This window comes from Micromonospora sp. WMMD1155 (genome assembly GCF_029581275.1).
Taxonomy (GTDB): Bacteria; Actinomycetota; Actinomycetes; order Mycobacteriales; family Micromonosporaceae; genus Micromonospora.
Genome location: NZ_CP120742.1, coordinates 5,274,845 through 5,297,044 on the forward strand (window position 1 = coordinate 5,274,845; position 22,200 = coordinate 5,297,044).

General features: G+C 70.4%; 25 protein-coding genes and 3 pseudogenes. 19 read left to right on the forward strand and 9 right to left on the reverse strand.

Features of this window, described 5'->3' with window-relative positions; all coding sequences use genetic code 11:
* Window positions 1–13: 13 nt before the first annotated feature.
* Window positions 14–844: an alpha/beta hydrolase gene (locus O7617_RS24215; protein WP_282258327.1), complete on the reverse strand. Its 831-nt coding sequence runs from the start codon at window positions 842–844 to the stop codon at window positions 14–16.
* A 537-nt stretch (window positions 845–1,381) separates the two neighbouring features.
* On the opposite strand from O7617_RS24215, the pseudogene O7617_RS24220 reads away from it, so the two are divergent.
* From O7617_RS24220 to O7617_RS24255, 8 genes and pseudogenes are all read left to right on the forward strand, one after another.
* Window positions 1,382–1,555, forward strand: a pseudogene (locus tag O7617_RS24220) (molybdopterin-dependent oxidoreductase); the annotation flags it as partial.
* A 109-nt stretch (window positions 1,556–1,664) separates the two neighbouring features.
* Entirely contained in the window at window positions 1,665–1,907 is a 243-nt protein-coding gene (locus O7617_RS24225; RefSeq protein WP_282258328.1) for a molybdopterin-dependent oxidoreductase, read from the forward strand.
* Between the two features lie 138 nt (window positions 1,908–2,045).
* Window positions 2,046–2,834, forward strand: a complete 789-nt coding sequence (locus O7617_RS24230; RefSeq protein ID WP_282258329.1) for a hypothetical protein — start codon at window positions 2,046–2,048, stop codon at window positions 2,832–2,834.
* 13 nt (window positions 2,835–2,847) lie between these two features.
* Window positions 2,848–3,537 carry a class F sortase gene (locus O7617_RS24235; RefSeq protein WP_282258330.1) on the forward strand — a complete coding sequence of 230 codons (690 nt, stop codon included), beginning with the start codon at window positions 2,848–2,850 and terminating at the stop codon, window positions 3,535–3,537.
* A 60-nt stretch (window positions 3,538–3,597) separates the two neighbouring features.
* Complete coding sequence (gene sigK, locus O7617_RS24240; RefSeq protein WP_282258331.1) at window positions 3,598–4,215, forward strand: ECF RNA polymerase sigma factor SigK; 618 nt, start codon at window positions 3,598–3,600, stop codon at window positions 4,213–4,215.
* Window positions 4,212–4,940 (forward strand): anti-sigma factor, encoded by a 729-nt coding sequence (locus O7617_RS24245; RefSeq protein WP_282258332.1) that lies wholly within the window; start codon window positions 4,212–4,214, stop codon window positions 4,938–4,940. Before sigK ends, O7617_RS24245 begins: the two co-directional genes overlap by 4 nt.
* Window positions 4,941–5,073: 133 nt before the next feature.
* Entirely contained in the window at window positions 5,074–6,027 is a 954-nt protein-coding gene (locus tag O7617_RS24250; protein WP_282258333.1) for a serine/threonine-protein kinase, read from the forward strand.
* Window positions 5,979–6,743, forward strand: coding sequence for a hypothetical protein (locus tag O7617_RS24255; RefSeq protein ID WP_282258334.1), 765 nt, complete (start codon window positions 5,979–5,981; stop codon window positions 6,741–6,743). Before O7617_RS24250 ends, O7617_RS24255 begins: the two co-directional genes overlap by 49 nt.
* Before the next feature lie 367 nt (window positions 6,744–7,110).
* Here O7617_RS24255 and O7617_RS24260 read toward each other — a convergent pair whose 3' ends face one another.
* From O7617_RS24260 to O7617_RS24270, 3 genes and pseudogenes are all read right to left on the reverse strand, one after another.
* Window positions 7,111–7,725: a class I SAM-dependent methyltransferase gene (locus tag O7617_RS24260; protein WP_282264860.1), complete on the reverse strand. Its 615-nt coding sequence runs from the start codon at window positions 7,723–7,725 to the stop codon at window positions 7,111–7,113.
* A 275-nt stretch (window positions 7,726–8,000) separates the two neighbouring features.
* Window positions 8,001–8,603, reverse strand: a pseudogene (locus O7617_RS24265) (DUF2064 domain-containing protein); the annotation flags it as partial.
* Window positions 8,600–9,274, reverse strand: coding sequence for a glycosyltransferase family 2 protein (locus O7617_RS24270; RefSeq protein ID WP_282258336.1), 675 nt, complete (start codon window positions 9,272–9,274; stop codon window positions 8,600–8,602). The pseudogene O7617_RS24265 and the gene O7617_RS24270, both read right to left, overlap by 4 nt.
* A 264-nt stretch (window positions 9,275–9,538) precedes the next feature.
* Here O7617_RS24270 and O7617_RS24275 point away from each other — a divergent pair, with 264 nt between their 5' ends.
* Complete coding sequence (locus tag O7617_RS24275; RefSeq protein WP_348774202.1) at window positions 9,539–10,819, forward strand: hypothetical protein; 1,281 nt, start codon at window positions 9,539–9,541, stop codon at window positions 10,817–10,819.
* 24 nt (window positions 10,820–10,843) lie between these two features.
* Here O7617_RS24275 and O7617_RS24280 read toward each other — a convergent pair whose 3' ends face one another.
* Window positions 10,844–11,905: an NAD-dependent epimerase/dehydratase family protein gene (locus O7617_RS24280; RefSeq protein WP_282258338.1), complete on the reverse strand. Its 1,062-nt coding sequence runs from the start codon at window positions 11,903–11,905 to the stop codon at window positions 10,844–10,846.
* 113 nt (window positions 11,906–12,018) lie between these two features.
* Here O7617_RS24280 and O7617_RS24285 point away from each other — a divergent pair, with 113 nt between their 5' ends.
* The 3 genes from O7617_RS24285 to O7617_RS24295 are packed head-to-tail and all read left to right on the forward strand — an operon-like array spanning window position 12,019 to window position 14,763.
* Window positions 12,019–13,377: a molybdopterin-dependent oxidoreductase gene (locus O7617_RS24285; protein ID WP_282258339.1), complete on the forward strand. Its 1,359-nt coding sequence runs from the start codon at window positions 12,019–12,021 to the stop codon at window positions 13,375–13,377.
* Window positions 13,370–13,903, forward strand: coding sequence for a hypothetical protein (locus tag O7617_RS24290; RefSeq protein ID WP_282258340.1), 534 nt, complete (start codon window positions 13,370–13,372; stop codon window positions 13,901–13,903). The genes O7617_RS24285 and O7617_RS24290 overlap by 8 nt, the downstream gene beginning before the upstream one ends.
* 41 nt (window positions 13,904–13,944) lie before the next feature.
* Window positions 13,945–14,763 carry an S-methyl-5'-thioadenosine phosphorylase gene (locus tag O7617_RS24295; RefSeq protein WP_282258341.1) on the forward strand — a complete coding sequence of 273 codons (819 nt, stop codon included), beginning with the start codon at window positions 13,945–13,947 and terminating at the stop codon, window positions 14,761–14,763.
* Between the two features lie 82 nt (window positions 14,764–14,845).
* Here O7617_RS24295 and O7617_RS24300 read toward each other — a convergent pair.
* A pseudogene (locus O7617_RS24300) lies at window positions 14,846–15,647 on the reverse strand (SigB/SigF/SigG family RNA polymerase sigma factor).
* Between O7617_RS24300 and O7617_RS24305 the strand changes: the two are divergent.
* The 6 genes from O7617_RS24305 (at window position 15,583) to O7617_RS24330 (ending at window position 19,720) form a co-directional block, all read left to right on the forward strand.
* Window positions 15,583–15,717: a hypothetical protein gene (locus O7617_RS24305; protein ID WP_282264941.1), complete on the forward strand. Its 135-nt coding sequence runs from the start codon at window positions 15,583–15,585 to the stop codon at window positions 15,715–15,717. The pseudogene O7617_RS24300 and the gene O7617_RS24305 sit on opposite strands and share 65 nt — an antisense overlap.
* A gap of 75 nt (window positions 15,718–15,792) precedes the next feature.
* Window positions 15,793–16,041 (forward strand): hypothetical protein, encoded by a 249-nt coding sequence (locus tag O7617_RS24310; RefSeq protein WP_282258342.1) that lies wholly within the window; start codon window positions 15,793–15,795, stop codon window positions 16,039–16,041.
* Between the two features lie 147 nt (window positions 16,042–16,188).
* Window positions 16,189–17,115, forward strand: a complete 927-nt coding sequence (locus O7617_RS24315) for an ABC transporter ATP-binding protein (RefSeq protein WP_282258343.1) — start codon at window positions 16,189–16,191, stop codon at window positions 17,113–17,115.
* A complete protein-coding gene (locus O7617_RS24320) occupies window positions 17,093–17,881 on the forward strand; it encodes an ABC transporter permease subunit (RefSeq protein ID WP_282258344.1) in 789 nt (262 codons plus the stop codon). The genes O7617_RS24315 and O7617_RS24320 overlap by 23 nt, the downstream gene beginning before the upstream one ends.
* A gap of 60 nt (window positions 17,882–17,941) precedes the next feature.
* Window positions 17,942–18,991: a helix-turn-helix domain-containing protein gene (locus tag O7617_RS24325; protein WP_282258345.1), complete on the forward strand. Its 1,050-nt coding sequence runs from the start codon at window positions 17,942–17,944 to the stop codon at window positions 18,989–18,991.
* A gap of 291 nt (window positions 18,992–19,282) precedes the next feature.
* Window positions 19,283–19,720: a hypothetical protein gene (locus tag O7617_RS24330; RefSeq protein ID WP_282258346.1), complete on the forward strand. Its 438-nt coding sequence runs from the start codon at window positions 19,283–19,285 to the stop codon at window positions 19,718–19,720.
* Between the two features lie 64 nt (window positions 19,721–19,784).
* On the opposite strand, the gene O7617_RS24335 is transcribed toward O7617_RS24330, so the two are convergent.
* The 3 genes from O7617_RS24335 to O7617_RS24345 all read right to left on the reverse strand — a co-directional run bounded on the left by O7617_RS24335 (window position 19,785) and on the right by O7617_RS24345 (window position 21,503).
* On the reverse strand, window positions 19,785–20,291 hold the full coding sequence (locus O7617_RS24335; RefSeq protein WP_282258347.1) for a hypothetical protein: 507 nt from the start codon (window positions 20,289–20,291) through the stop codon (window positions 19,785–19,787).
* A 105-nt stretch (window positions 20,292–20,396) separates the two neighbouring features.
* On the reverse strand, window positions 20,397–20,648 hold the full coding sequence (locus tag O7617_RS24340) for a transcriptional regulator (protein ID WP_282258348.1): 252 nt from the start codon (window positions 20,646–20,648) through the stop codon (window positions 20,397–20,399).
* Window positions 20,649–20,705: 57 nt separating this feature from the next.
* Window positions 20,706–21,503: an SDR family oxidoreductase gene (locus tag O7617_RS24345; RefSeq protein ID WP_282264861.1), complete on the reverse strand. Its 798-nt coding sequence runs from the start codon at window positions 21,501–21,503 to the stop codon at window positions 20,706–20,708.
* 151 nt (window positions 21,504–21,654) lie between these two features.
* Between O7617_RS24345 and O7617_RS24350 the strand changes: the two genes are divergently transcribed.
* Complete coding sequence (locus tag O7617_RS24350) at window positions 21,655–22,200, forward strand: TetR/AcrR family transcriptional regulator (protein WP_282258349.1); 546 nt, start codon at window positions 21,655–21,657, stop codon at window positions 22,198–22,200.

Consider the following 22,200-nt stretch of genomic DNA (forward strand, 5'->3'; position numbering starts at 1 on the left):
CTGGTGTGGTTGCTCACTGCCGGCTCAGGAAACGGTGCACGTCGTCGGCGAACTCCTCGGCGTGCTGGAACAGGAAGCCGTGGCCGGCGTCGCCGTAGATCAGCAGGCGGGCGTTGGGGAGCCGCTGCGCCATCAGGAAGTTGCCATATGCGGAGATCATCACGTCCTGAACTCCGGTGGCGAGTAGGACGGGCTGTGTGAGCTGGTCCAGCCGATCCCAAATCGTCGTCCCGACCCCTTGGATCACGGCGAGCTGCCGGCGTACGGTGTCGGCCGCCACAACGGCGCCGGACGTGTCAAGGCGCGCGTCGAGCCGGCGTAGCGACGCGAGCCCACGGTGCCGGGCGGCAGCGTCGGTTGGGAAGAACAGGCGCAGGAAGTCCTCGTCGTCGTTTGTCGACTTCGTGGCGATCCGCATGATCTCGGGCGTCATCCGTTCGACGCCGGGGGCGGTGCCGGGTCCACTGCCCGCGACGACGAGCCGGCGGATCCGCTCGGGTTGTTGTAGTGCGGCGGCCTGCACCACGTAGCCGCCCATCGACCAGCCCAGCAGGTCGACCCGGTCGAAGCCGAGCGCCTCGACGAAGCCGAGAAGGCCACGGGCGAGCCCGTCGACAGAGTCCGGTGCCTCGCCTGTGCTGGCCGCCGTGCCGACATTGTCGAACACGATGACGTCGTGGTGTGCGGCGAGAGCGTCCAAAAGGGCGGGATCCCAGTGGTCCATGGTGCCGCGGAAACGCATGGCCAGTACCAGCGGCACGCCTTCCTGCCGGCCGAAGCGACGATAGGCGATCCGCCCGTCAGGCGTCTCGACGAATTGAGTCTCGGCGAGACCGGAACGCATGGCTGCTGACATGACCAGAGACTCCTCTGTGCTGGCGGCGGCCGGGGCGGACGTCGCGCCCGTTCAGGCGCACGGGTGACACCTCTCGCCGACCCACCTGACTTCACAAGTTCTAAGTCAGGACCGTATCCCGCTGACTTCTTCAAAGCAAAGTCAGGTGGCTGTGCTCGAAGTGTGACTCTGACAACGGGTGCGATGCGTTTCGATAGCTGCGTGGGACGGTCCCGGTCAGCGCGTCGCGCCGACCGCGGCTGCTCAATCGCCGCCAGTTCCTGGCCCCGGCGGCCGGGACAGCGTTGACCGCCGGTGCCACGGCCGCCGTGGGCCAGGGCTGTCGGTCGCGGTAACGCGGTAGGTGCCCGGTCCCGCGCCGCCGTCCGCCTTCCGCCGCCGGTACGTCCCGCGCCGCCGCTACCCGCCGGTGTGTCCGCCGGGGTGGACGGGGTCGCGGCGTTCGTCACCGCCAACCGGGACTTCTACCGGGTCGACACCGCCCTCACCGTCCCGCAGGTCGACCTGAAGACCTGGCGGCTGACCATGGACGGGGCGGTCGACAGACCCCGTAGCTGGATATTCGAGGAGCTGCTCGCCCGTGGTCTCGTGGAGCGGGACATCACCCTCAACTGTGTCTCCAACGAGGTCGGTGGCCCGTACATCGGCACCGCCCGTTGGGCCGGGATTCCTCTGGCCCCGCTGCTGCGCGAGGCGGGCATCCACGCCGGGCAGAACCAGCTGGTGAGCCGTTCCGTCGAGGGCATGACCATCGGTACGCCACTCGACGCGATCCTCGACTGCCCGCGACGCGCTTCTGGCCGTGGCCATGAACGGCGAACCCCTGCCGCTGGACCACGGCTTCCCCGTCCGCATGCTGGCTCCCGGTCTCTATGGCTACGTCGGCGCCTGCAAGTGGCTCACCTCGATGACGGTGAGCACGTTCGACGCGTTCGACCCGTACTGGGTGCAACGCGGGTGGGCCACCGACGCCACCCAGACCGATCAACGGGCCGCGCCCTTCCCCGACGGCGCGACCGGCTGGCACAGCACGACCATGACCGTCACCTGAACTGGTCCGTCCGACGGCTTGCTGCCCGGGCCGGAAAAGAATTCGGGCCGGGACCAATCCGGTGGTGACCGGGGCACGAATCCCTCCCGACAGCACCTGAGCATCGACGCCGTACCCCGGCGGAGACGGAGATTTGTTGTGAGATTGTCCCGAGCCCTGCTTGCCGTGCCCGCGGCTGCGCTGGTCCTCGCGTTTCCGGGTGTCGCGCACGCCGACGAGAGCGTGCAGGTCCAGTTGCAGGATCTCAACGAGACCGGTGCCACCGGGACGGCGACGTTGACCGCGACGAGCGGCGGTGACCTGAAGGTGATGATCCGGTCGAAGGGGATGACGCCGAACTCGCCGCACGCCCAGCACGTGCACGGCGCGGCCAACGGCATGGACTTCCACTGCCCGGACAAGTCCGCCGACACCAACGGCAACGGCTACGTCAGCACCGAAGAGGGCCTGAAGATGTATGGCGACATCTTCATCTCGTTGACCACCACCGGCGACACGACCAAGGCCAGTGGCCTGGCCGTGGACCGGATGCCGAAGGCCGACGCGAAGGGCAACCTCAGCTACGAGCGCACCATCCCGGCTGCCGAGCTGCCCAAGGGCACCATCGAGCACCTGAAGGACCTGCACGTCGTGCAGCACGGCATCGACGCCAACAAGAACGGCACGTACGACATGGAAGCGCTCGGGGAGTCGACGTTCGCCAAGTCGATCGGGGTCAACGGGATCCCCGCCGAGGCCACCGACCCCGCGACGTGCGGCATGGTCAGTGGCGCAGCGGCTGGCTCCGTACCCGCTGGGGGTGTCGCCACCGGCGACGGCAGCACCTCCGGTGGATCCCCGATGATGATCTACACCGTGGGTGGCCTCGCGCTGCTCGGCGCCGCCGGTGCGGTCGTCGCGCGCCGCCGGCTCGCCGTCGAGCGCTGAGCCGGGGGCGATCGTGACAGACACCGGCGATGTACCAGTGTCGGCCGGCCGCCGCCGGGGGCGCCACGCGCTCCTGGCGGCGGCCGGCATCCTCACCGCGACGGCGGCCCTGACAGTCGGGGTCGCGGTCGCCAACCGGGGTGACGACCCACCACGACCTGACGCGTCCGCGGCGGCACCAGCCGCCAACGCGTCGGCCGTACCGCCCACCAGGCCGGGCGAGTTGACCTCGGGGCCGCTGATGGCCAGCTCACCGCCCGTGCGGGTGTCGATCCCGTCGCTGAAGTCCACCGCCGCCATCGTCGCCCTCGGCCTGCAGGCGGACGGTGCGATGCAGGTGCCGGACAACGCCACCGACGTGGGCTGGTTCACCAGGGCGCCGACGCCCGGGGCGCTCGGCCCGGCGGTGCTGGCCGGCCACGTCGACTGGAAGGGCCACCGGGGTACGTTCTTCGACCTGGCTAGGGTGAAGGTCGGGGCCGAGGTCACTGTCGACCGGCAGGACGGCAGTACCGCGATGTTCACCGTGACGAAGGTCGAGCAGTATCCCAAGGACCAATTTCCCACCGACGAGGTCTACGGAGCGACAAACAACGCCGCGCTGCGTCTGATCACCTGCGGCGGGGAGTTCGATGACGCTACGCAGCACTACCGCGACAACGTCATCGTGTACGCGCGCCTCGCTCACGCCCATCCCGCCTGATGCGCGCCGCCCGCCTCCCGTGGCGCGTCGACGCGTCGCCCGCACAGCGAAGGACCTGCCATGAGCGGTGAACCGGAACAGGCACGGCGCTTGCGATCCGTGCCGCAGGACACGGCGAGCCAGCCCACGGCCGACGAGCTGCTCTCACGGGTGGCACGAGGCGACGAAGCCGCCTTCGCGACGCTGTACGACGGCATGGCGGGTCGGGTCCTCGGGCTGGCCCGGCGGGTGGTACGCGATCCGGCGCAGGCGGAGGAGGTGACGCAGGAGGTGATGGTCGAGGTGTGGCGCACCGCCGGCCGCTTCGACGCCGGCCGTGGCTCGGCCTCGGCGTGGATCCTCACGATGGCGCACCGCCGGGCGGTGGACCGGGTGCGTTCCGAACAGGCCCGCACCAACCGTACCCAGCAGGTCGCCGCGACCGAGACACACGTCCCGTACGACGAGGTGGTCGAGGATGTCACGGCCCGGTTGGAGCGGGAGCAGGTGCGTCGGTGCCTGGGCCGGTTGACGCCGGTGCAGCGGGAGTCGGTGACGCTGGCCTACTACGGCGGTCACACCTACCGGGAGGTGGCCGAGAAGTTGCAGACACCGTTGCCGACGGTGAAGACGCGGATGCGCGACGGACTGATCCGGATGCGCGACTGCCTGGGCATCGAGATGGAGGGTCGGGCATGAGCGCCGATGTGCACACCCTCGTTGGTGCGTACGTCCTGGATGCGGTCGACGACGTCGAGAGGGCCGCGTTCGAGCGGCACCTGGTCGAGTGCGAGCCGTGCCGCGTCGAGGTGGCCGAGTTGCGGGAGACCGTCGTGCGCCTCGCCGACGACACTGTCATCGAGTCGCCCCCGCCGGGGTTGCGAGAGCGGACCCTTGCCCAGGCGGCCCGAACCCCGCAGCTGCGCGCAAACGTGGCGGGCGCCAGCGGCACACGGCAGGCGGGCAGGTGGCGACAGCTCACCGTGGCCGCCGCGGCAGCGGTTCTCGTGGCCGGTGGTGCGAGTGCGATCACCTGGACGGTCAGCAACGATCGGATCAGTGACGAGCAGGCCAGCAGCGAGCAGGCTCGGCAGATCGCCGCCGTCCTGGACGCCCCGGACGCCCGGGTGTTCGAACGGTCGCTACAGCCCGGTGGTGCCGCGACCGTGGTGGTGTCCCGTGGCCGCGACCGTGGTGTGGTGCTGCTGCGTGACCTGCCCGCGCCCGGTTCCGGGCGGATCTACGAGTTGTGGCTCATCCGGGGCAGCGAGCCCCGCAAGGTGGGACAGCTCGCCGAGGGGGACAGGGCGTCGACGACTGTCATCGGTCCGGTCGGCGAGGCGGACACGTTCGGGGTGTCCAACGAGCCCGTCGGCGGCTCGGCCACCCCCACGGGGATCGTGGGTACTGTCGCGCTGAGCTGAGCCGGGATGGGCCGGCCGCCGTCACAGCGGCGGCCGGCCCGGCCCGTCGGCTGCCCAACACCGTCCGCCGGGACAGTCGGTGTGCTTCTCGTCACCGACCCATCCAACCGGTGAACCGCTCCGAATCACTCACATGGATGACGAGCTGCTCGCCGGCCGGTATCGCCGGCTCCTGCCGATCGGGGACGTTGCGACCTCGGGACCCGTCTGGCTGGCGCGCGACGAGGTGCTCGACCGGCACGTCGCGCTCAAGCAGATCGCCGTGCCGGGGTGGGCGAGCGACGCCGAACGGTCCCGGTTGCGGGAGCGCACGCTCGACGAGGTTCGTGGACTGGCCGGCCTGGATCATCCCGGCGTCGTGGGGATGTGGGACGTGCTGAGCGCCGACGGCTACCTGTGGCTCGTCATGGAGCACGTACCCTCCCGGCCGCTGTCCGAGGTGGTCGCCGCCGACGGCCCGCTCGCAGCCGCCGAGGTGGCGCGGATCGGCCTACACGTCCTCGCCGCACTGAGCGCCGCCCATGCGACCGGAGTCGTGCACGGGGAACTGAGCCCGCAGAACGTGCTACTCGCCGACGACGGCCGGGTCATGCTCGGCGGGTTCGGCCTCTCGATCTTCGACAGCCGCAGCCCGGCGACCGTCACCGCGCCGAACCTGTCGACGATCCAGTACGTCGCGCCGGAACGCGCCCGCGACGGCAGATCCACCCCTGCCAGCGACCTGTGGGCCCTCGGCGCGACGCTCTATCTGGCAGCGGAGGGCCGCCGACCGTGGCACCGGCCCTCGACCCTGGCCACCCTCGCCGCCCTCGCCACCGAGGCGCCCGACCGGATGAGCGTCCTGCCGCTCGAACCCGCGATCACCGGGCTCCTGCTGCGCAACCCCCGTCAGCGCCTGTCCGCGCAGGAGGCCCGGACCACCTCGAGCAGGTGGCCGCGGCAACAGTTCCCATCGATCCGGTCCCGACGCCCCGGCCGGCCCGCTGGCGGCGCGTGCCCGCCACCCTACGTCGCCGACCACCAGCGACCGTCGCACCGGTGCACCCGATCACGCAGGACGCGATCGACACCACTGTCATTCCGGTGACGCCATCGGCCAAGCGGGACCGCACGACCGGCTGGGCGTTCGCCGGCGCCGTGGCGGGCCTGTTGGCGGTCGTGGCCGTCGTCGTCGCGGCAGCCGGCGCCGTGATCGGCGGTCTGGGCGGCCGGGACGGCGCAGCGGATGCCACCCCGGGCGGTGCGGCGGCCGGCGCGGTGGAGCCGACCGAGGCGGCCCCGCCCGCCCACCTCTGCCTGGACGATGCCGCCTCCAGCGAGGCCGAGCCCCTACAGGAGCCGACCGCGCCGCTGCCGTACGCCCTGCCGGACGGGTGGGCGTGGCACCAGGACCCCGCCGGCTTCCTGATGGCGGTGCCCGTGGGATGGACCCGGCACACCGAGGGCGGGACGGTCTGCCTCCGCGACCCCGCCGAGGTACGTGCCATCGCCGTCGACACCGCCGCCACAGCCTCCTCCATACCCTCGACCCGGTGGGAGGCAGCGGAGCGCGACGTGCGGAAGACCGGGGCGCTACCGGGCTACCAGAAGATCAGCATCGGGCCGGTCATCCGCCCGGGTGGTGCCGCGGAATGGGAGTACACCTGCGACCAGCCGGGCGGCGAGCGCTTGCACGCCCGCCGGCTGCTGGTCAACGAGAGTAAGACCCGCGCCTACAGCCTGTCCTGGATCACCCGGGACAGCCAGTGGAGCGCCACCGAGCCCTTCCAGCGACTGGCCTTCGCGAGCTTCCGCCTCGACTGACACACTGATGGCAGGGCCACGCCTCTCGGATGGAGAGGGGGTGGTCCGTCAATGCGATCGAGTGGAGGAGGCCGCGGCCCGGTGGCGCAATAGCGGACCGCTTCGGTCAACTCCATGGACGACGTGATAGCCGCAGCGAGCAAGATGATGAAGATGAGCTGACTGCTCCTCGCCGGCTCAGGGCTCCTCGCCGGCCGGCTGAGAGTGCCACCTCGATCGCGGTCTGTGCCAGCGGTCCCGGGCTGGAGCGGGTCCCGTCGACCGGCACGAGCGCGGGCGACTCGTCCGACAGGGCCCGCACGGTGTCCAGGTCTGCGACGCGGTGCGCGTTGGAGGAGCGAGCCAGCCTCTGCCGAGCGTGACCGGGTCAGATTCTGTAACCGTGCGTCGGCGCTGTCGCGGTCAGTTCCGCGAACCAGCGCCGGTCACGACGGAACAGGTCCCGCACGACCAGCCCGGCGGCGGACGCCGCCCCGGTGACCGCCACCGTGTCGAGCCGGGCCCACCGGAACGGTGGCCCGACGTGCCACCCACCCTCGGCGCCCTCAACGGCCAGCCGGGCCCGACCCATCCACAGCCCGGGACCGGGCGGTTCGAGTTCCACGAGCACGGTGCCGCCGGGACGCAGCAGGTCACGACATCGAGCGAGCAGGACGCGGGGGTCGCCGCCGATGCCGATGTTTCCGTCGATCAGGAGCACGTGTGCCCAACGCCCCTCGGCGGGCAGCGGTGCGAACAGGTCTGCCCGTAGGGCGACCGCGCCCCGGGCGCGGGTCAACCGGACCGCCTGCGCCGAGATGTCGACCCCGACCGCGGTCACCCCAGCGCGGCTGAGCGCCGAGGTGAGTCGCCCCGGACCGCAGCCCAGGTCGAGGGTCGGGCCGACGCACCGACCGAGGACGTCGTCCATCGTCGGCTCGGCTGGCCCGTGCCAACGGCGTACCGGCAGGCGGCGACGCGAGCCGTTGTCGTCGTGCACCAACCAGTGGGCGTCGCTGTGCTGGCGAAGCGCGCTGCCGAACGCCTCCGACGGCCTGGCCCGGACGCTGCGGGTCACCACGGGATCCCCGATGCCAGGTCGTGCTGAACGGACGCGACCGTGCGTGCGAAACGGCCCGCCGGTCCGTGCCGGTCCGATCGGCCCTCCGTCGCGGCGGTCATCCGATACCGGGAGTGCTGGTACGGCCTTTCGGTGGTCGGGCAACCCGGGGGAGTCGCATTCCCCCGCCAGGCGGACGAATCGTCGGGAGTCAGGGAGGCCACCGCCACGGCGTCGGCCCAGTCGTCGACGTCTCGCAGCACCGGTAGCGGCTCCACGTGCAGTCCCCGCGAACGTAGGGCCGCCTGAGTGTGGTGCCCGGTCAGCGCGCTGGACATCGGCACCTCCCGCAGTACGGTGGCGTGTCGTGGGTCGTGCAGCCCGAGCGCCCACCATCCGCCGTCGACGGCGGGGCCGAGCAGCGCGTCGCTGAAGGCGAGGCCCTGGACGGCTGCGTCGAGCCGGGCCGGGGTCAGCTGCGGGGTGTCCATGCCGATCTGGAGTACCGGCTGGCCCGGGTAGGCGTCGGCCACGTCGGCGTGGGCGTTGACCAGGCGGTCGCCGAGGTCGGTGCCCCGCTGAGGCAGAATCTGCCAGCCGGCGAGCGCGAGGGCCAGCTCGTCGGCCTCCTCGGCGTCGGCCAGCTGACCGTGGAGGGCGAGCACGGGTGTCACGCCGGGTGTGGCGCGGACGGTGTCCAGGGTGTCCAGTAGCGCCGCCGCGGCTATGTGGGCAGCCTGGCGGGGGCTGGCTGGTGGGCAGAGGCGGGTCTTCACCGTTCCGGGCACGGGTGCCTTCGCCGCCACCAGCAAGACCGTCATCGGGGACCGTCAACAGTGCGAAGGACTTCGGCGAAGTCTCGGGTCGCGCGCAGGGTGCCACGTACCGAACCGGAGACCTTCGACCGGGTGCCGGCGGCGCGGTGCGAGTACCGCACATCGATCTCCTGGATGCGCCAGCCGGCGGCCGCGGCCCGGATGAGCAGCTCCAGCGGGTATCCGAAGGCGCGGTCGGCGATTCCGAGGCCGAGCAGCGCCTCGCGGCGGGCGACCCGGATCGGGCTGAGGTCGCGCAATGGTATGCCGCGGTGTCGCAGCAATGCTGCTACCAGGGCGGTGCCGGCTCGGGCGTGCCACGGCCAGACACCGGCGGCGACTGGCCGGCGGCGACCGACCACGAGGTCAGCCGAGCCGTCGGTCACCGGCGCGGCCAGCGTGGGCAGCTCGGTGGGGTCGAAGGAGCCGTCGGCGTCGAGCACGCAGACCAGTTCGGCGTCGGCGGCCTCCAACCCGGCGTGGACTGCGGCGCCGTATCCCCGGCGTGCCTCGTGCACCACGCGGGCGCCGTGGCGGGCGGCGACCTCCGGCGAGCCGTCCGTGGATCCGTTGTCCACGACGATCGCCCGGTAACCGCTGGGCAGGGCGGTGAGTACGCCGGGCAACGCCGCGGCTTCGTCCAGACACGGCAACACCACGTCGATCGGTGCAGGCATACCGAGAACGCTAGGACCTCGAGCGACGCCTAACAGGCGAATATGGACTTATGCCATCAAGGTCGGCCAGACGTCTCTACCTGACGATGACTCCTGGCCGTTTTGGCAAGGTAGGGCTGGTGGGCGACGTACCCTACGGTCGTCATGAGAACGAGCCCGTCCGTGGACCGGGCGCCGGAGCAGGCCGCCCGGCGACGCCTCGACGGCGATCTGGTCGTGCTCGGTGTCGAGGTGGCGTTGCTGGCCGTCGCGGTGGCGGTGGGCATGCTGCTCAACGCTCGCGGTGTCGGACTGCACGCGGACGCAGCACCGCTCTACGCCACCTGGCGTCCGCACGTGGGGTTGGGCACCCCGGCCGCGCTGCTGGTCGCCGCCGGCGTGCTCGGCTGGGGCGTCCGCTGGTCCCGCACCGCCGCCTGGAGTCGGCTGCTGGTAGTGGCCTACGTCGCGGCGGTCACCTGGACGATGTCGCTGGCGCTGGTGGACGGCTGGTCCGCCGGCTTCACCGAGCGACTCACTCCGCAGGCCGAATACCTGCACGAGGTGCCGGCGATCACCGACATCACCGCGATGCTGGCCGGTTTCAGTGCCCGGATCCTCGACTTTCAGCCGTACTCGTGGTCCACCCACACCGCCGGGCATCCGCCGGGGGCGCTGCTGGTGTTCGTCGGGTTGGACCGGATCGGCCTCGGCGGCCCTACCGCGGGCGCCCTGGTCTGCGTACTGGTCGGGGCGACGGTGACCGTGTCGGTGCCGGTCACGCTGCGGGCGCTCGGAGCGGTGGAGTCGGCGCGAAGGGTGCTGCCGTTCCTGGTGCTGCTGCCCGGCGCCATCTGGATGGGCGTCTCGGCCGACGGCATCTTCACCGGTGCGGTCGCGGCAGGGCTGGCCCTGCTGGCGGTGCGCCCCATCGTCGCCGCCGTGGCCGGGGGTCTGTTCCTTGGCTTCGCCCTCTACCTGTCGTACGGCTTCGTGCTGGTTGGTGTCCTGGCCCTTGCTGTGGTGGCGCTGCGGCCCCGGGACCGGTGGCCGGCGCTCCTGGCGGCATCCGCAGGGGCCGCTGCGGTGGTGGCCCTGTTCACGCTTGCCGGTTTCTGGTGGCTGGACGGCTACCACCTCGTCGTGCAGCGCTACCACCAGGGCTGGGCGGCGGACCGCCCGTACGGCTACTGGGTGTGGGCGAACCTGGCGGCGCTGCTGCTCTGCGCCGGCCCGGTCCTCGGGCCGGCGTTGCGCCAGGCGGCGCTGGTGGCCGCACGGTCTGCGCGGATGGTGTGGACGGCGCGGGACTCCGTCACGGGGTGGCCGGGCGGCGTGCGGGCGGCGGGGCCGACGGTGCTGCTTCCGTTGGCCGCGGCGCTCGCGGTTGGCGCCGCCGACCTGTCCGGGCTCAGTAAGGCGGAGGTGGAACGGATCTGGTTGCCGTTCGTGGTCTGGCTGATGGTGGCCGCCGTCCACCTGCCACCACGTACCCACCGGTGGTGGCTGGCCGGGCAGGTGCTCGTGGCCCTCGCGGTCAACCACCTGCTCTGGACGGTCTCCTGAACCGAGGCCAGCAGGGCGACGGTGTCAGGAAACCAGTGCGGCCGGTTCGCGTAGCGGGTCGGTGGCGAAGGCGGCCACCCCCTCGGCGAACCGCACCCGGGCGGTGTAGCCGAGCAGTTGTGCCGCCCGCCGAGGGTCGGCGACCACATGCCGCACATCGGCCGCCCGGCCGCCGCCGACGATCAGGGGTGTCGGCCCGGCCATCGCGGTGGCCAGGGTGGTCGCCAGCTCTCCGACTGTTCGCGGTTCGCCGGAGCACACGTTGACCGCCACCAGGCCCTTCGGCGGTGGTGCGGTCAACGCCAGCAGATTCGCTCGGGCGACGTCGGTGACGTGGACGAAGTCGCGTCGCTGCCGGCCGTCCTCCAGCACTCTCGGCGGTAGTCCCGCCGCCAGCGCCGACCGGAAGATCGACGCCACCCCCGCGTACGGGGTGTCCCGGGGCATCCGGGGACCGTAGACGTTGTGGTAGCGCAACGCCCAGACACCACCGCCGGTCTGCCTCGCCCAGGCCGCGGCCAGGTGTTCCTGGGCGAGTTTGCTGGCCGCGTACGTGCTCTGCGGCTCCAACGGCGCGTCCTCCGGTACCAGCACCGGCGACAGTTCGCTCCCGCACTCCGGGCAGATCGGCTCGTACCGGCCGGCGGCAAGGTCGACGATGCTGCGGGAGGTCGGCCGTACCCTGCCGTGCCGCGCACAGTCGTACTGACCCTCGCCGTAGACGACCATCGAGCTGGCCAACACCAGCCGGGTCACGCCGGCCCGGTGCATCGCGGCGAGCAGCACCGCCGTGCCGTAGTCGTTGTGACTGACGTAGTCGGGGGCATCGGACGGGTCCAGCCCATGCCCCACCATTGCCGCCTGGTGACACACCGCGTCCACGCCGGACAGCAGTCGGTCCAGGAGGCGGGCATCCTGGATGTCACCGATCACCGGGTCGTGCCGTCGGGACCATTCCGGCAGTGCCCCGCCGTGCGCCTGGGGGAGCAGCGCATCGAGCGCCACCATGTCGTGGCCGCCGTCGGCGAGCAGGTCGGCGACCTGCGATCCGATGAAACCGGCCGCGCCGGTGAGCAGTACCCGCATCCCGGTGACCGTAGACCGGACCCGCCAGGCGCGGAGCCGGTTCACCCGTCCGCCACCCGACCGGTAATCCCGTATCCGCCGAATCATGGCTCGGGCCCGTCTAACGTCCAGGTATGGGTCTGACGGACCGGCGGACGGGGTTCCCCCAGCGGTGGTGGAACGCCCTCGAACGGCACCCCCCACCGATCCCCGGTCTGCGCGGGGACCGGTGGCGAAGCCCGCTACGAGGACCGTGGCTCACCGCGGTGTACGGCGCCGTACTCCTCGTCGGGTTGCCGTTGGTGATCATCAGCGGGTTGCTCGACTACGCCGCCTACAGCCCACAGTTCGACCAAGCGTTCCCCCGCGAGGTGGGCTGGCTGCGGCTGCCGCCGTTCGACTGGCCGACCCGGCCGTCCTGGCTGTTCCGGGTCACCCAGGGACTGCACGTGACGCTCGGCATCATCCTGATTCCGGTGGTGCTGGCGAAGCTCTGGTCGGTGATCCCGAAGCTCTTCGTCTGGCCGCCGGCTCGATCCCTGGCCCAGGTGTTGGAGCGGCTGTCGCTGCTGCTGCTGGTCGGCGGCATCCTCTTCGAGATCGCAACCGGCCTGCTCAACATCCAGTACGCGTACCTCTTCGGCTTCGACTTCTACACGGCGCACTACTTCGGGGCCTGGGTCTTCATCGGGGCCTTCGTGGCCCACGTGGCGCTGAAGCTGCCCCGGATGCGCAGCGCGCTACGGGCCGGTCCGGCGTCCGGTGATCGTCGTCGGGCCCAGCCCTTCCGGGCAGCGTTGCGCACCCCGGTTGCCGACACGCGGCCCGAGGCGCCCGATCCGGACGATCTCGTACCCACCACACCCGCAGCACCGACGGTGAGCAGACGTGGCGCGCTGGCTCTGGTCGGTGGCCTCTCCCTGCTGCTCGGCGCCCTCACCATCGGGCAGGTGCTCGACGGCCCTCTGCGGCGCACCGCACTGTTGTTACCGCGAGGACGGCAGCCCGGCAGCGGACCGAACGGCTTTCCGGTCAACCGCACCGCCGCCGCGGCGAACATCAACCCGGACGAGACCGGGCAACGATGGCGGTTGACCCTGCGGAGCGGCGATCGTACGGTCACCCTCGACCGACCCCGGCTGCTGGCCATGGACCAGCACACCGCGCGCCTACCGATCGCCTGTGTGGAGGGCTGGTCCACGTTGCAGACCTGGTCCGGCGTGCGACTGCGTGACCTCGCCGCACTGGTCGACGTCTCTGCCCCGGCGTCGGCGCAGGTGCGGTCACTGGAGAAGGCCGGCCAGTTCAATCAGGCGATCCTGCAGGCCAATCAGGTGCTCGACGGTGACTCCCTGCTCGCGCTGCGGGTCAACGGCGCCGACCTCTCGACCGACCACGGCTTCCCGGCCCGGGTGATCGTGCCCGCCCTGCCCGGGGTGCACAACACGAAGTGGGTCGCCGAGATCAGCTTCCGGACGGGTACCGATGGCTGATCCGGTCGCCCGGTTCCGGGTGGGCTACGGGTCGTCCCTGCGGCACCTGGTTGTCATGATCGCCTGCTTCGCGCTCGCCGGGTGGGTCGTACTTCGACTCGCCGGAGAGCCGTCGGCCGGCCGGATGCTGCTCTGGTTCGTCGGCGCGGCGATCGCCCACGATCTCGTGCTCTTTCCGATCTACGCGTCGGCCGACCGGGCACTGAAATCTGCTGTCGGGCGTCGGCGCAGAGCCGGCGTGGCCGGTTCGCGTCTCCGGGCGTCGGCGGCGGGGGATGGGTCAGCCCCTCCGTCTCCGCTGAATCACGTTCGGGTGCCGGCACTCGCCGCCGGACTGCTGTTCCTCGTCTATCTCCCCGGCATTCTGCGACAGGGACGGGCGACCTATCTCGACGCCACCGGTCAGGACCAACAGCCATATCTCTGCCGGTGGCTGGTGATCACCGGCGCGCTGTTTCTGCTCAGCGGCATCTCGTACGCGGCTCGACGAATCCAATGGCGACGGCGCGTGGGGCTGGCGCGTTGAGCAGGTCGATAGCGTCACCGTCCCGACGGAGGCAACAGAGTATGTCCGGGTCAACCACGCTGCCCCGTGCCGAGGTGGGCGTGATCGGTGGCAGCGGCCTCTACCAGTTGGTGGACGGGGGCACGTCGATCGAGGTGTCGACCCCGTACGGCCGCCCGTCCGAGGCGGTCACCGTCGGTGAGGTCCACGGTCGTACGGTGGCTTTCCTGCCCCGGCACGGCGCCGACCACCGGTTCCCACCGCACCGGATCAACTACCGGGCCAACCTCTGGGCACTCCGAACGCTCGGCGTACGCCAGGTCCTGGCACCGTGCGCGGTCGGGTCGCTGACCCCGGTGCTGGCACCCGGCACGCTCGTCCTCCCGGACCAGTTGGTCGACCGGACCAGCGGCCGATCCGCCAGCTACTTCGACGACGGTGCCGTCCACGTCTCGTTCGCCGACCCGTACTGCGCCAACGGGCGTGCGACGGTCGCCGCCGCCGCCCGCAGCCTCGGACTCGAACCGGTGGTCGGCGCGACGATGGTCGTCGTGCAGGGCCCTCGCTTCTCCACCCGCGCGGAGTCGCAGTGGTACGCCCGCCAGGGCTGGCAGTTGATCAACATGACCGGGCACCCGGAAGCGGTTCTCGCACGTGAGCTGGAGCTGTGCTACACCCCCGTCGCACTGGTGACCGACCTCGACGCGGGGCTCGACGCGGCCGGCGCCGTCAGTCACGCCGAGGTGCTGCGCATCTTCGGCAAGAACGTCGAGCGACTACGCGAGGTGCTGTATCAATCGGTGCCGACGCTACCCGACCCGGCCGGCTGCGCCTGCGGGCGGGGACACGAAGGCGTCCCGCTTCCGATCGCCCTCCCCTGACCGACGGTGAAGGTCCTTCCCAGTGGCCAGGTTGTGATCGGGTCCGCCGCTACCTGCGGCCGCACGCCGGTAGGTCCGGCGATCAGTAGGCGATGTCGCTCATCTGCGCTCGTAGCTTGACGAGTGCGCGAGCCAGCAGGCGCGACACGTGCATCTGCGAGACGCCGACCTGGTCGGCGATCTCACTCTGGGTCTGGTTGCCGTAGAAGCGCAGGGTGAGGATCTTCTGCTCCCGCTCGTCGAGCGTGGCCAGCGCGGGACCGAGGGTCACCCGTAGTTCGGCCTTGGCGAGCTCGGTGTCGTCGCCGCCCAGCATCTCGCCCAGTTCGGTGCCGCGTTCGCCGTCGCCGACGGGGGTGGACAACGATATGGCGTTGTACGCGCGGGCGCCTTCGAGGCCTTCGAGGACCTCTTCCTCGGTGAGCTTGAGGTGCGCGGCGATGTCGGCGACGGTCGGCGAACGCCCCAGCGTCTGCAGCAGGGCGTTGTTGGCGTCCGAGATCGCCAGGCGCATCTCCTGCAGGCGGCGGGGCACCCGGATGTCCCAGGTGCGGTCCCGGAAGTGACGCTTGAGTTCCCCGACGATGGTGGGGATCGCGTACCCGGCGAAGTCCACCCCGCGCGACGGGTCGAACTTGTCCACTGCCTTGATCAGGCCCAACGCCGCGGTCTGTGTCAGGTCTCCGGTGGGTTCGCCGCGCCCGCTGTAGCGGCGGGAGATGGTTGGCCAGCGGCAGCCACGCCTCGATCGCCCGGTCCCGAAGGGCGTCCCGCGACGGGTGACCGACGGGCGTCGACGCCATCGCGAGGAGCAACGTCGTGGCGGCCGCGGTCTCCTCGGTGCGGGTGCTCGTCGGCGCGGGCCGGTCGGTGGTGATCGTCATGCTGGTTCCTCCGCATCGCACCGGCCGGGCTCCGCTGGTCGGCGCCAACCGTATGAGCAGAGGTAGATGAACAGGCCCCGAATCCCTAGCCGAAAGGTTGAGGTTTCGCAGTTCAGCGGATCGGGCTTGGCGTGACGCTCGGGCCATGACCGATGTCGCACCCTGGAGCCGATCGACCAGCCTCCTGCCCCCGCATCTGCCACATGTGCCCGGCGTCGACATAGCCGTGCGGTCCCGCCGCGGCGCCGGTGGCACCGCCGAGGTCCTCGGTGACTTCTACGACGTCCTCCCATCAGCGCGCGACACCTGGGCCGTCGTCGTGGACGACGTGTGCGGCAAGGGTCCCTCGGACCCCTCCAGACGCCCGCACGGCATGACCTGCCGGCGCACCTGACTCGGGGGCAATCCCGGCGGTCGCGGCGTGGCGGCGGCCGGGGCTGACGAACGGGTTACCGCTTCCGATGTTCGGCAACGGTCTCGGCGTCATGTCAGCCGGACGCTGACCTGGATGCCGGACAGGAATGCCGACGACGATGGGGGTATGACAAGCGACATCGCCCTCCTCACCGAGGACCTGACCAAGTTCTACGGTCAGCGCCGCGGCATCGAGGGGCTCAGCCTGGAGGTTCGCACCGGGGAGGTGGTGGGATTCCTTGGTCCGAACGGTGCAGGTAAGACCACCACGATCCGGCTGCTGTTGGACTTCCTGCGTCCCACTCGCGGATACGCCACTGTGCTCGGGCTCGATCCGCGCAGGGACAAGGCCGCCTTGCACCGTCAGATCGGCTACCTGCCCGGCGAGCTTGTGTTTTCCGGGCGGGACAAGGCGGAAGACCTGCTGCGGTTCTTCGCCGCGGCTCGCGGTGGCGTGCCCTGGTCGCAGGTGACCGACCTCGCGGAGCGGCTCGAGCTGGACCTCTCGCGATCGGTACGGACGATGAGTAAGGGCAACAAACAGAAGGTCGGGTTGGTGCAGGCGTTCATGCATCGGCCGGCGGTGCTGGTCCTGGATGAGCCGACCAGTGGGCTGGATCCACTCATGCAGCAGGAGTTCCTGGCCATGGTCCGCGACGCCAGTGGTGCTGGGCAGACCGTCTTCATGTCCTCTCACGTGCTCGCCGAGGTGCAGCAGGCGGCCGACCGGGTCGCCATTGTGCGGGACGGCCAGTTGGCCGCGGTCGAGCGGGTTGAGTCGCTGGGAAAGCGGGCGGTCCGTGCCGTCGAGATTCATTTCGATGACCCTGTGGACCCGGCGGAGTTCAGCGTCCTGCCCGGAGTCAGTGACGTGGTGGTGTCCGGGCCGGTGCTGAAATGCACTGTCGACGGCCGTATCGACCCGCTGATCAAGGCGGCGGCTCGTCACGATGTCGTGGACATGTTGTCGGCCGAACCCGACCTGGAAGAGACGTTCCTGTCGTTCTACTACCACGGGGAAGGAGCCGGCGATGCTTCCCGCGCTGGTGCGTAAGACCTGGCGGGACGACCGCCTGGCATTGATCGGGTGGGCCGGCGGCGTCGCCGCTTTCACCGCCATCTACACCTCGTTCTACAGCCAGTTCCAGGGAGCCGCGGAGCTGAAGCAGGACGCGCTGCCCCAGGGCATGTTGGACTTCCTCGGCATCGCGGACATGCTGTCACCGGCCGGCTATCTGCAGGCGACCATCTTCAGCCTGGTCGGCCCCCTGCTGGTCCTGATGTGCGCCATCACGCTGGCGGCCCGCACGATCGCTCGACCGGAGGAGGACGGTGGCATGGAGTTGATGCTGGCGAACCCGGTTTCGCGCGCCGCTTTCGCCTGGCAACGGGTGGCCGCCTCCGGGAGCGCGGTCACCGGGATCGCCGCCATCCCCGGGCTGCTGTTGATGATCATCGTTCCCTGGATCGGCATGGACATCGCTCTGTCCAACGTCGCCGCCGCGTCCGCCGGCCTGGTCGCCCTGGTGTGGAGCTTCGCCGGCGTCGCCTTCCTCGTTGGCGCCGCCACCGGAAGACGGGCCGCCGTCCTCGCGATCACCGGCGGCCTTGCCGTGGCCACCTACATGGCCAACGCCATCGGCGGCATGCTCGACGGGTGGCACTGGGTGCGCTGGCTCTCACCGTTCCACTACTTCATCGGCACCGACCCGCTGCACACCGGCTGGCACCCGACCGAGCTTCTCACCCTCGTGCTCCTCGGCGCCGCAACCACGATCGCCGGAGTCACCGTGTTCGATCGCCGCGATATCGGTGTGTAGACCTGAGGCTGTCGGCCGCCGTGCACCGGCCGCCATCAGCACGCCGACGAGGAACAGCCCGTGAACGACGCCAATTGGCTGGTGGCCAACTGCCAGGATCTGCTGTACGTCGCGGCCAGTGCCCGGCGTCAGGCAGCGATCAACCTGGGTGCCCGCGCAGCAGATGAGGGGTTGACGCTACGCGAGCTCGTTATCGCTCTGCTGGATGCCACGAATGCCCGCTGGAGCGCCACCCCGGCCGAGCCGGCCGACGCGGCCGCCGCCGTGCACTCCCGCGCCGGGGCTCTGTTGGACACCGCCCGTGCGCTGCTCACCGCAGCTATCGACGGCTACAACCGGCAGAACCGTGCCGAACTGGATCGCCACGACAACGATCGTGCCGATTTCGTCAACGACCTACTCACCGGCCGCGCCGACCCGGGCGGTCTGGCCGAGCGCGCACACCGTTACGGCATCCGCCTGTCGGCCACCCACACCGTCCTCATCGCCCGTGCGGCCGGCCTGACTCCCGGCATCGCGCACCGCATCGATGCCGCGCTGGCCTCCAGGTTCGGCGAGGGCAACACCCTCACCACCCTTCGCGACGGCGACGTGGTCTGCATCAGCGCCGGCGGCCTACGCGGCATCGCGGCCGAACTCGCCCACCTGCTCCTGACCGAACTCGGCGCTGGGAACTGGCAGATCGCCGTCGGCCGCACCCACCCGGGGGTGCACGGCCTGGCCACGTCTCTCGACGAGGCCCGCCACACCCTCGACTACGCCGTCCGGCTCGGCTTCACCACGCCCATACTCAATGCCGCCGACCTGCTGGTGTTCCCGGTGCTGTTGCGTGACCGGGACGCCATCACCGACCTGGTGACCACGGTCCTCGGGCCACTGACCACGGCTCGGGGCGGTGCCGAATCGTACCTGGAGACCCTGACCGTGCTCTTCGAAAACCAGGGCAACCAGACCGCGGCCGCCCGGCAGCTGCACCTGTCTGTCCGCGCGATCACCTACCGACTCGAGCGCATCCGGGACCTGACCGGCTACCACCCCGGCGAGCCGACCCAACGCTTCACACTGCAGACAGCCGTTCTCGGCGCTCGACTGCTCGGCTGGCCGCCATAGCCCAGGTCGGCGACGCCGACCGGGGCCAGCCCATCGGAGTCGGCGGCCACGGCAGCGCACTGATCGATCGCGACACGCGGTGGGCGGGGAGGTTGACCCCGCCCACCGCGTGTCCTCGACACGTCGCCAATCCACGGCGAGGTCGCATCGCCGCGCCGACGTCTTCGGTGACGCCCTGACGTGAATGCCGGGACGGTGAGCGGGATCCGCTCGGCCTTGCGGAGTTGACCTGGCCAGAATCGAGTACGACACGAGCTGGCTGCCGTTGCCTGACAAGGGAGAGGATGAGTCATGCTTCAGGCCTTCGTAGCGGAACCATCGTGCGCGGTGTGTGGGCGACCGGCAGCACACGTCGAACTCGTCGCACCCGCTAGCCGGCCGGCGGACTGGCAGCGCTGGTCACCGCAGCAGCGCGACGCCTACACCGCTGCACGAGAGCGCCGCGACGGCCAGCAGTGGTGGCTGCTGTTCTCCGGGATCGTGGCGGGCAACGGATCCGGCAGGCCGGTGGACCTGGCAGAGGCACAACGAATCGCTGACGCCTTCACCCAGCCGTACCGGTACGCCGCCGTCGCCTCCGCGGGCTTCTACGACGACGCCGGATTCTGCGGCCAGTGCGACGCTCCGTACTGCTACCACCATTGGAACGTCTCCAGTACTGGCTACGGACGATGCCCGCGAGGCCACGGCAAAAGCCTTGACCCACACTGGTGGCCCGACGATCTTTGAAGGCTTGCGAGCGGATCACAGTGGAAGCGCGTCCGCGCAGCTGGCGGAGGCGCCGTGGTCGCGCTCAGTGCGTCCAGCCGGCGGCGTGAAGGCTGTTGTGGAACCAGCCTCCTCGACTGAGCGGCTGGACGGTCTTGCCGTCGTCGAGGTCGTGCGGGAAGAGGGCCAGAACGTGGGCGAGATCCTGCTCCGCCGGTCGGGGTAACTGCAGAAGTGCCTCATCGAGGGTCAGCCCGCTTGCCTCGACGAACTCGGGATGCTTCCTGAGGTATGCCGCGACGTGATCCAATACGGCCGCGAGACGCTGGCGCAGTCGGTCGGCGTCGGGCGCGTCACGGCTATCTTGTAGGTCGACCAGTTGCCAGGTCGGTCCGAACACCGGCACCAGTTGTGAGCCTGCCGCGTTGAAGAATTCCAGGGGCCCTCGACGGGTGTCGGTATCACCGAACCCATCCTCGATCATGTGCCGTACGTCGGAGTAGACGTGTGCGTAGGTGTCGTCGGAGGCGATGGCGACGATCGTGGTGGTCGTGTGGGGCGTGGTGACGATTGTTGTCGGAGATGCGTCCACTCTGCTTTCCTCCCGTACAAGCATGATGTGGAAGTTCGCCTATGCCTTCAGGCTAGGCAGTCAGGTCAACCGCTGACGTGCCGATGGGGCCTGACATCCGCTGACTCACCTGCGTCGCATGATCGCGTGCAGCGTCCTGCTGCTCCCCACCTCCGTCACATCAATGAGTTCCCACCCCATGTGGCTGAGGTAGTCGGCGGCGGCGAGTGCCTGACTGATGCCGGCCCCGCCGAGGGCATTGGCGGCCACGGCAAGGTGCCGGTGCGGGTAGGCACGTAGATCGACCAGTTGCTGCAGAACCGCCGCTGCGGTGATGGCGCGGGAGCGAGCAACAGAATCAATGGTCTCGCGGGGCATGCCACGACGATAACGGGACGGCCTCCGCCGGCCCGACCCACGCCGTAGCTGAAGCAGTCACACTGTCTCCGGTGGCCCCTGGCCGACGGAGAAGCCGAGATGGGCCCCTCCGGAGGCGTCGATCACCTGGCCCGTCACCCAGCGGGCCGCCGGAGAGGCGAGGAAGGCGACCACCTCCGCGACATCCTCCGGTTCTCCAACACGGCGCAGGGCCGACAGGCCGGTCACGGCCTCGCGGAGCGCCGGCTGGGCGTCGAACCACGCCGCGTTGACCTCGGTGGCGGTGGTGCCGGGCATCACCGCGTTCACCGTGATACCCCGGGCGCCGAGTTCCTGCGCCAACGTGACGCTGAACGTGTTGATCGCGCCCTTCGTCATGGCGTACACAAGCGTGTCCGGTATCGCGATCCGGGTGGCGACCGACGAGACGTTGACGATCCGGCCGCCGTCCCGAAGCCGGTCCACGCCATGCTGAACCACGAAGAACGGCGCCTTGACGTTGATCGCGAACAACTCGTCGAAATCGTCCGGCCGCGCGGTGGCCAACGTCGGCGTGGCCCCGCCGATCGCCGCGTTGTTCACCAGCACGTCGACGCCAGGCCGTACGCCACGCTCGGCCAGACCGGCCTCCACACCCGCCCAGAGCCGATCCGCGTCACCGGCGACGCCAAGCCGCGCGCCGACCGCGAACGCCGCGCCGCCCGCCTCGGTGATCTGCGCAACGGTTTCCTCGGCACCCGACCCGTCCGTGCCGTAGTGCACTGCGACCAGTGATCCGTCCCCGGCGAGACGCTTGGCGATCGCGCGACCGATGCCCCGGCTCGCGCCGGTGACAAGACTGGTAGTGCCATCCATCGTTCTCAACTTTTGTCTCCTGCTCCTCGTATCGGGCGACCGGACCGACCATCCGGCCCCGGTTGGCCGAGCCGCAACGCAGTGAGAGAAGACAACGTCCGGTTGCCGCACTTCCGCCCGCCGGGGAGGGCTGCGCGCGTACGCTCGTCCGATGCGCTGGGACGCCGAGGAGAAGCGACAGCGGATCCTGGCCGCGGCACGGCGCGCCTTCGCCGAGAAGGGTGCGGACGTCACGGTGGCTCGGATCGCGCGCGATGCCGGCGTGTCCGTCGCCACCGTCTACCGGCGTTTCCCCACCCGCGACCGCCTCATCGCCGACGCTTACGCCGATCAGTGGAACGACTGCGCGACCATGCACGCCGCAGCCCTGCGTGACCCCGATCCGGCGCGTGCGCTGCGGGAGCTGATCCGAACGCTCTGCGCGTACCAGTTGCGGGACCGGGGTTTCACCAGGGCGTACGTCGATGCGGTGGTCGCCGGGCACGGGCTCGACCACGAGCGGCAGGAGACCGAACGCGTCATCGCCCGGCTCCTGGAACAGGCGCAGGCGGCCGGGACCGTCCGGGCCGATCTGACCGTCGCCGACTTCCGGCTACTGATCGCCGCCCACCACGGCGTCGTCCTGGCCGCCGGCCCCGACGCCGCAGCGGATTCTCAGCGCTACCTGTCACTGATGCTGCGTTCGCTCCAGTCATGA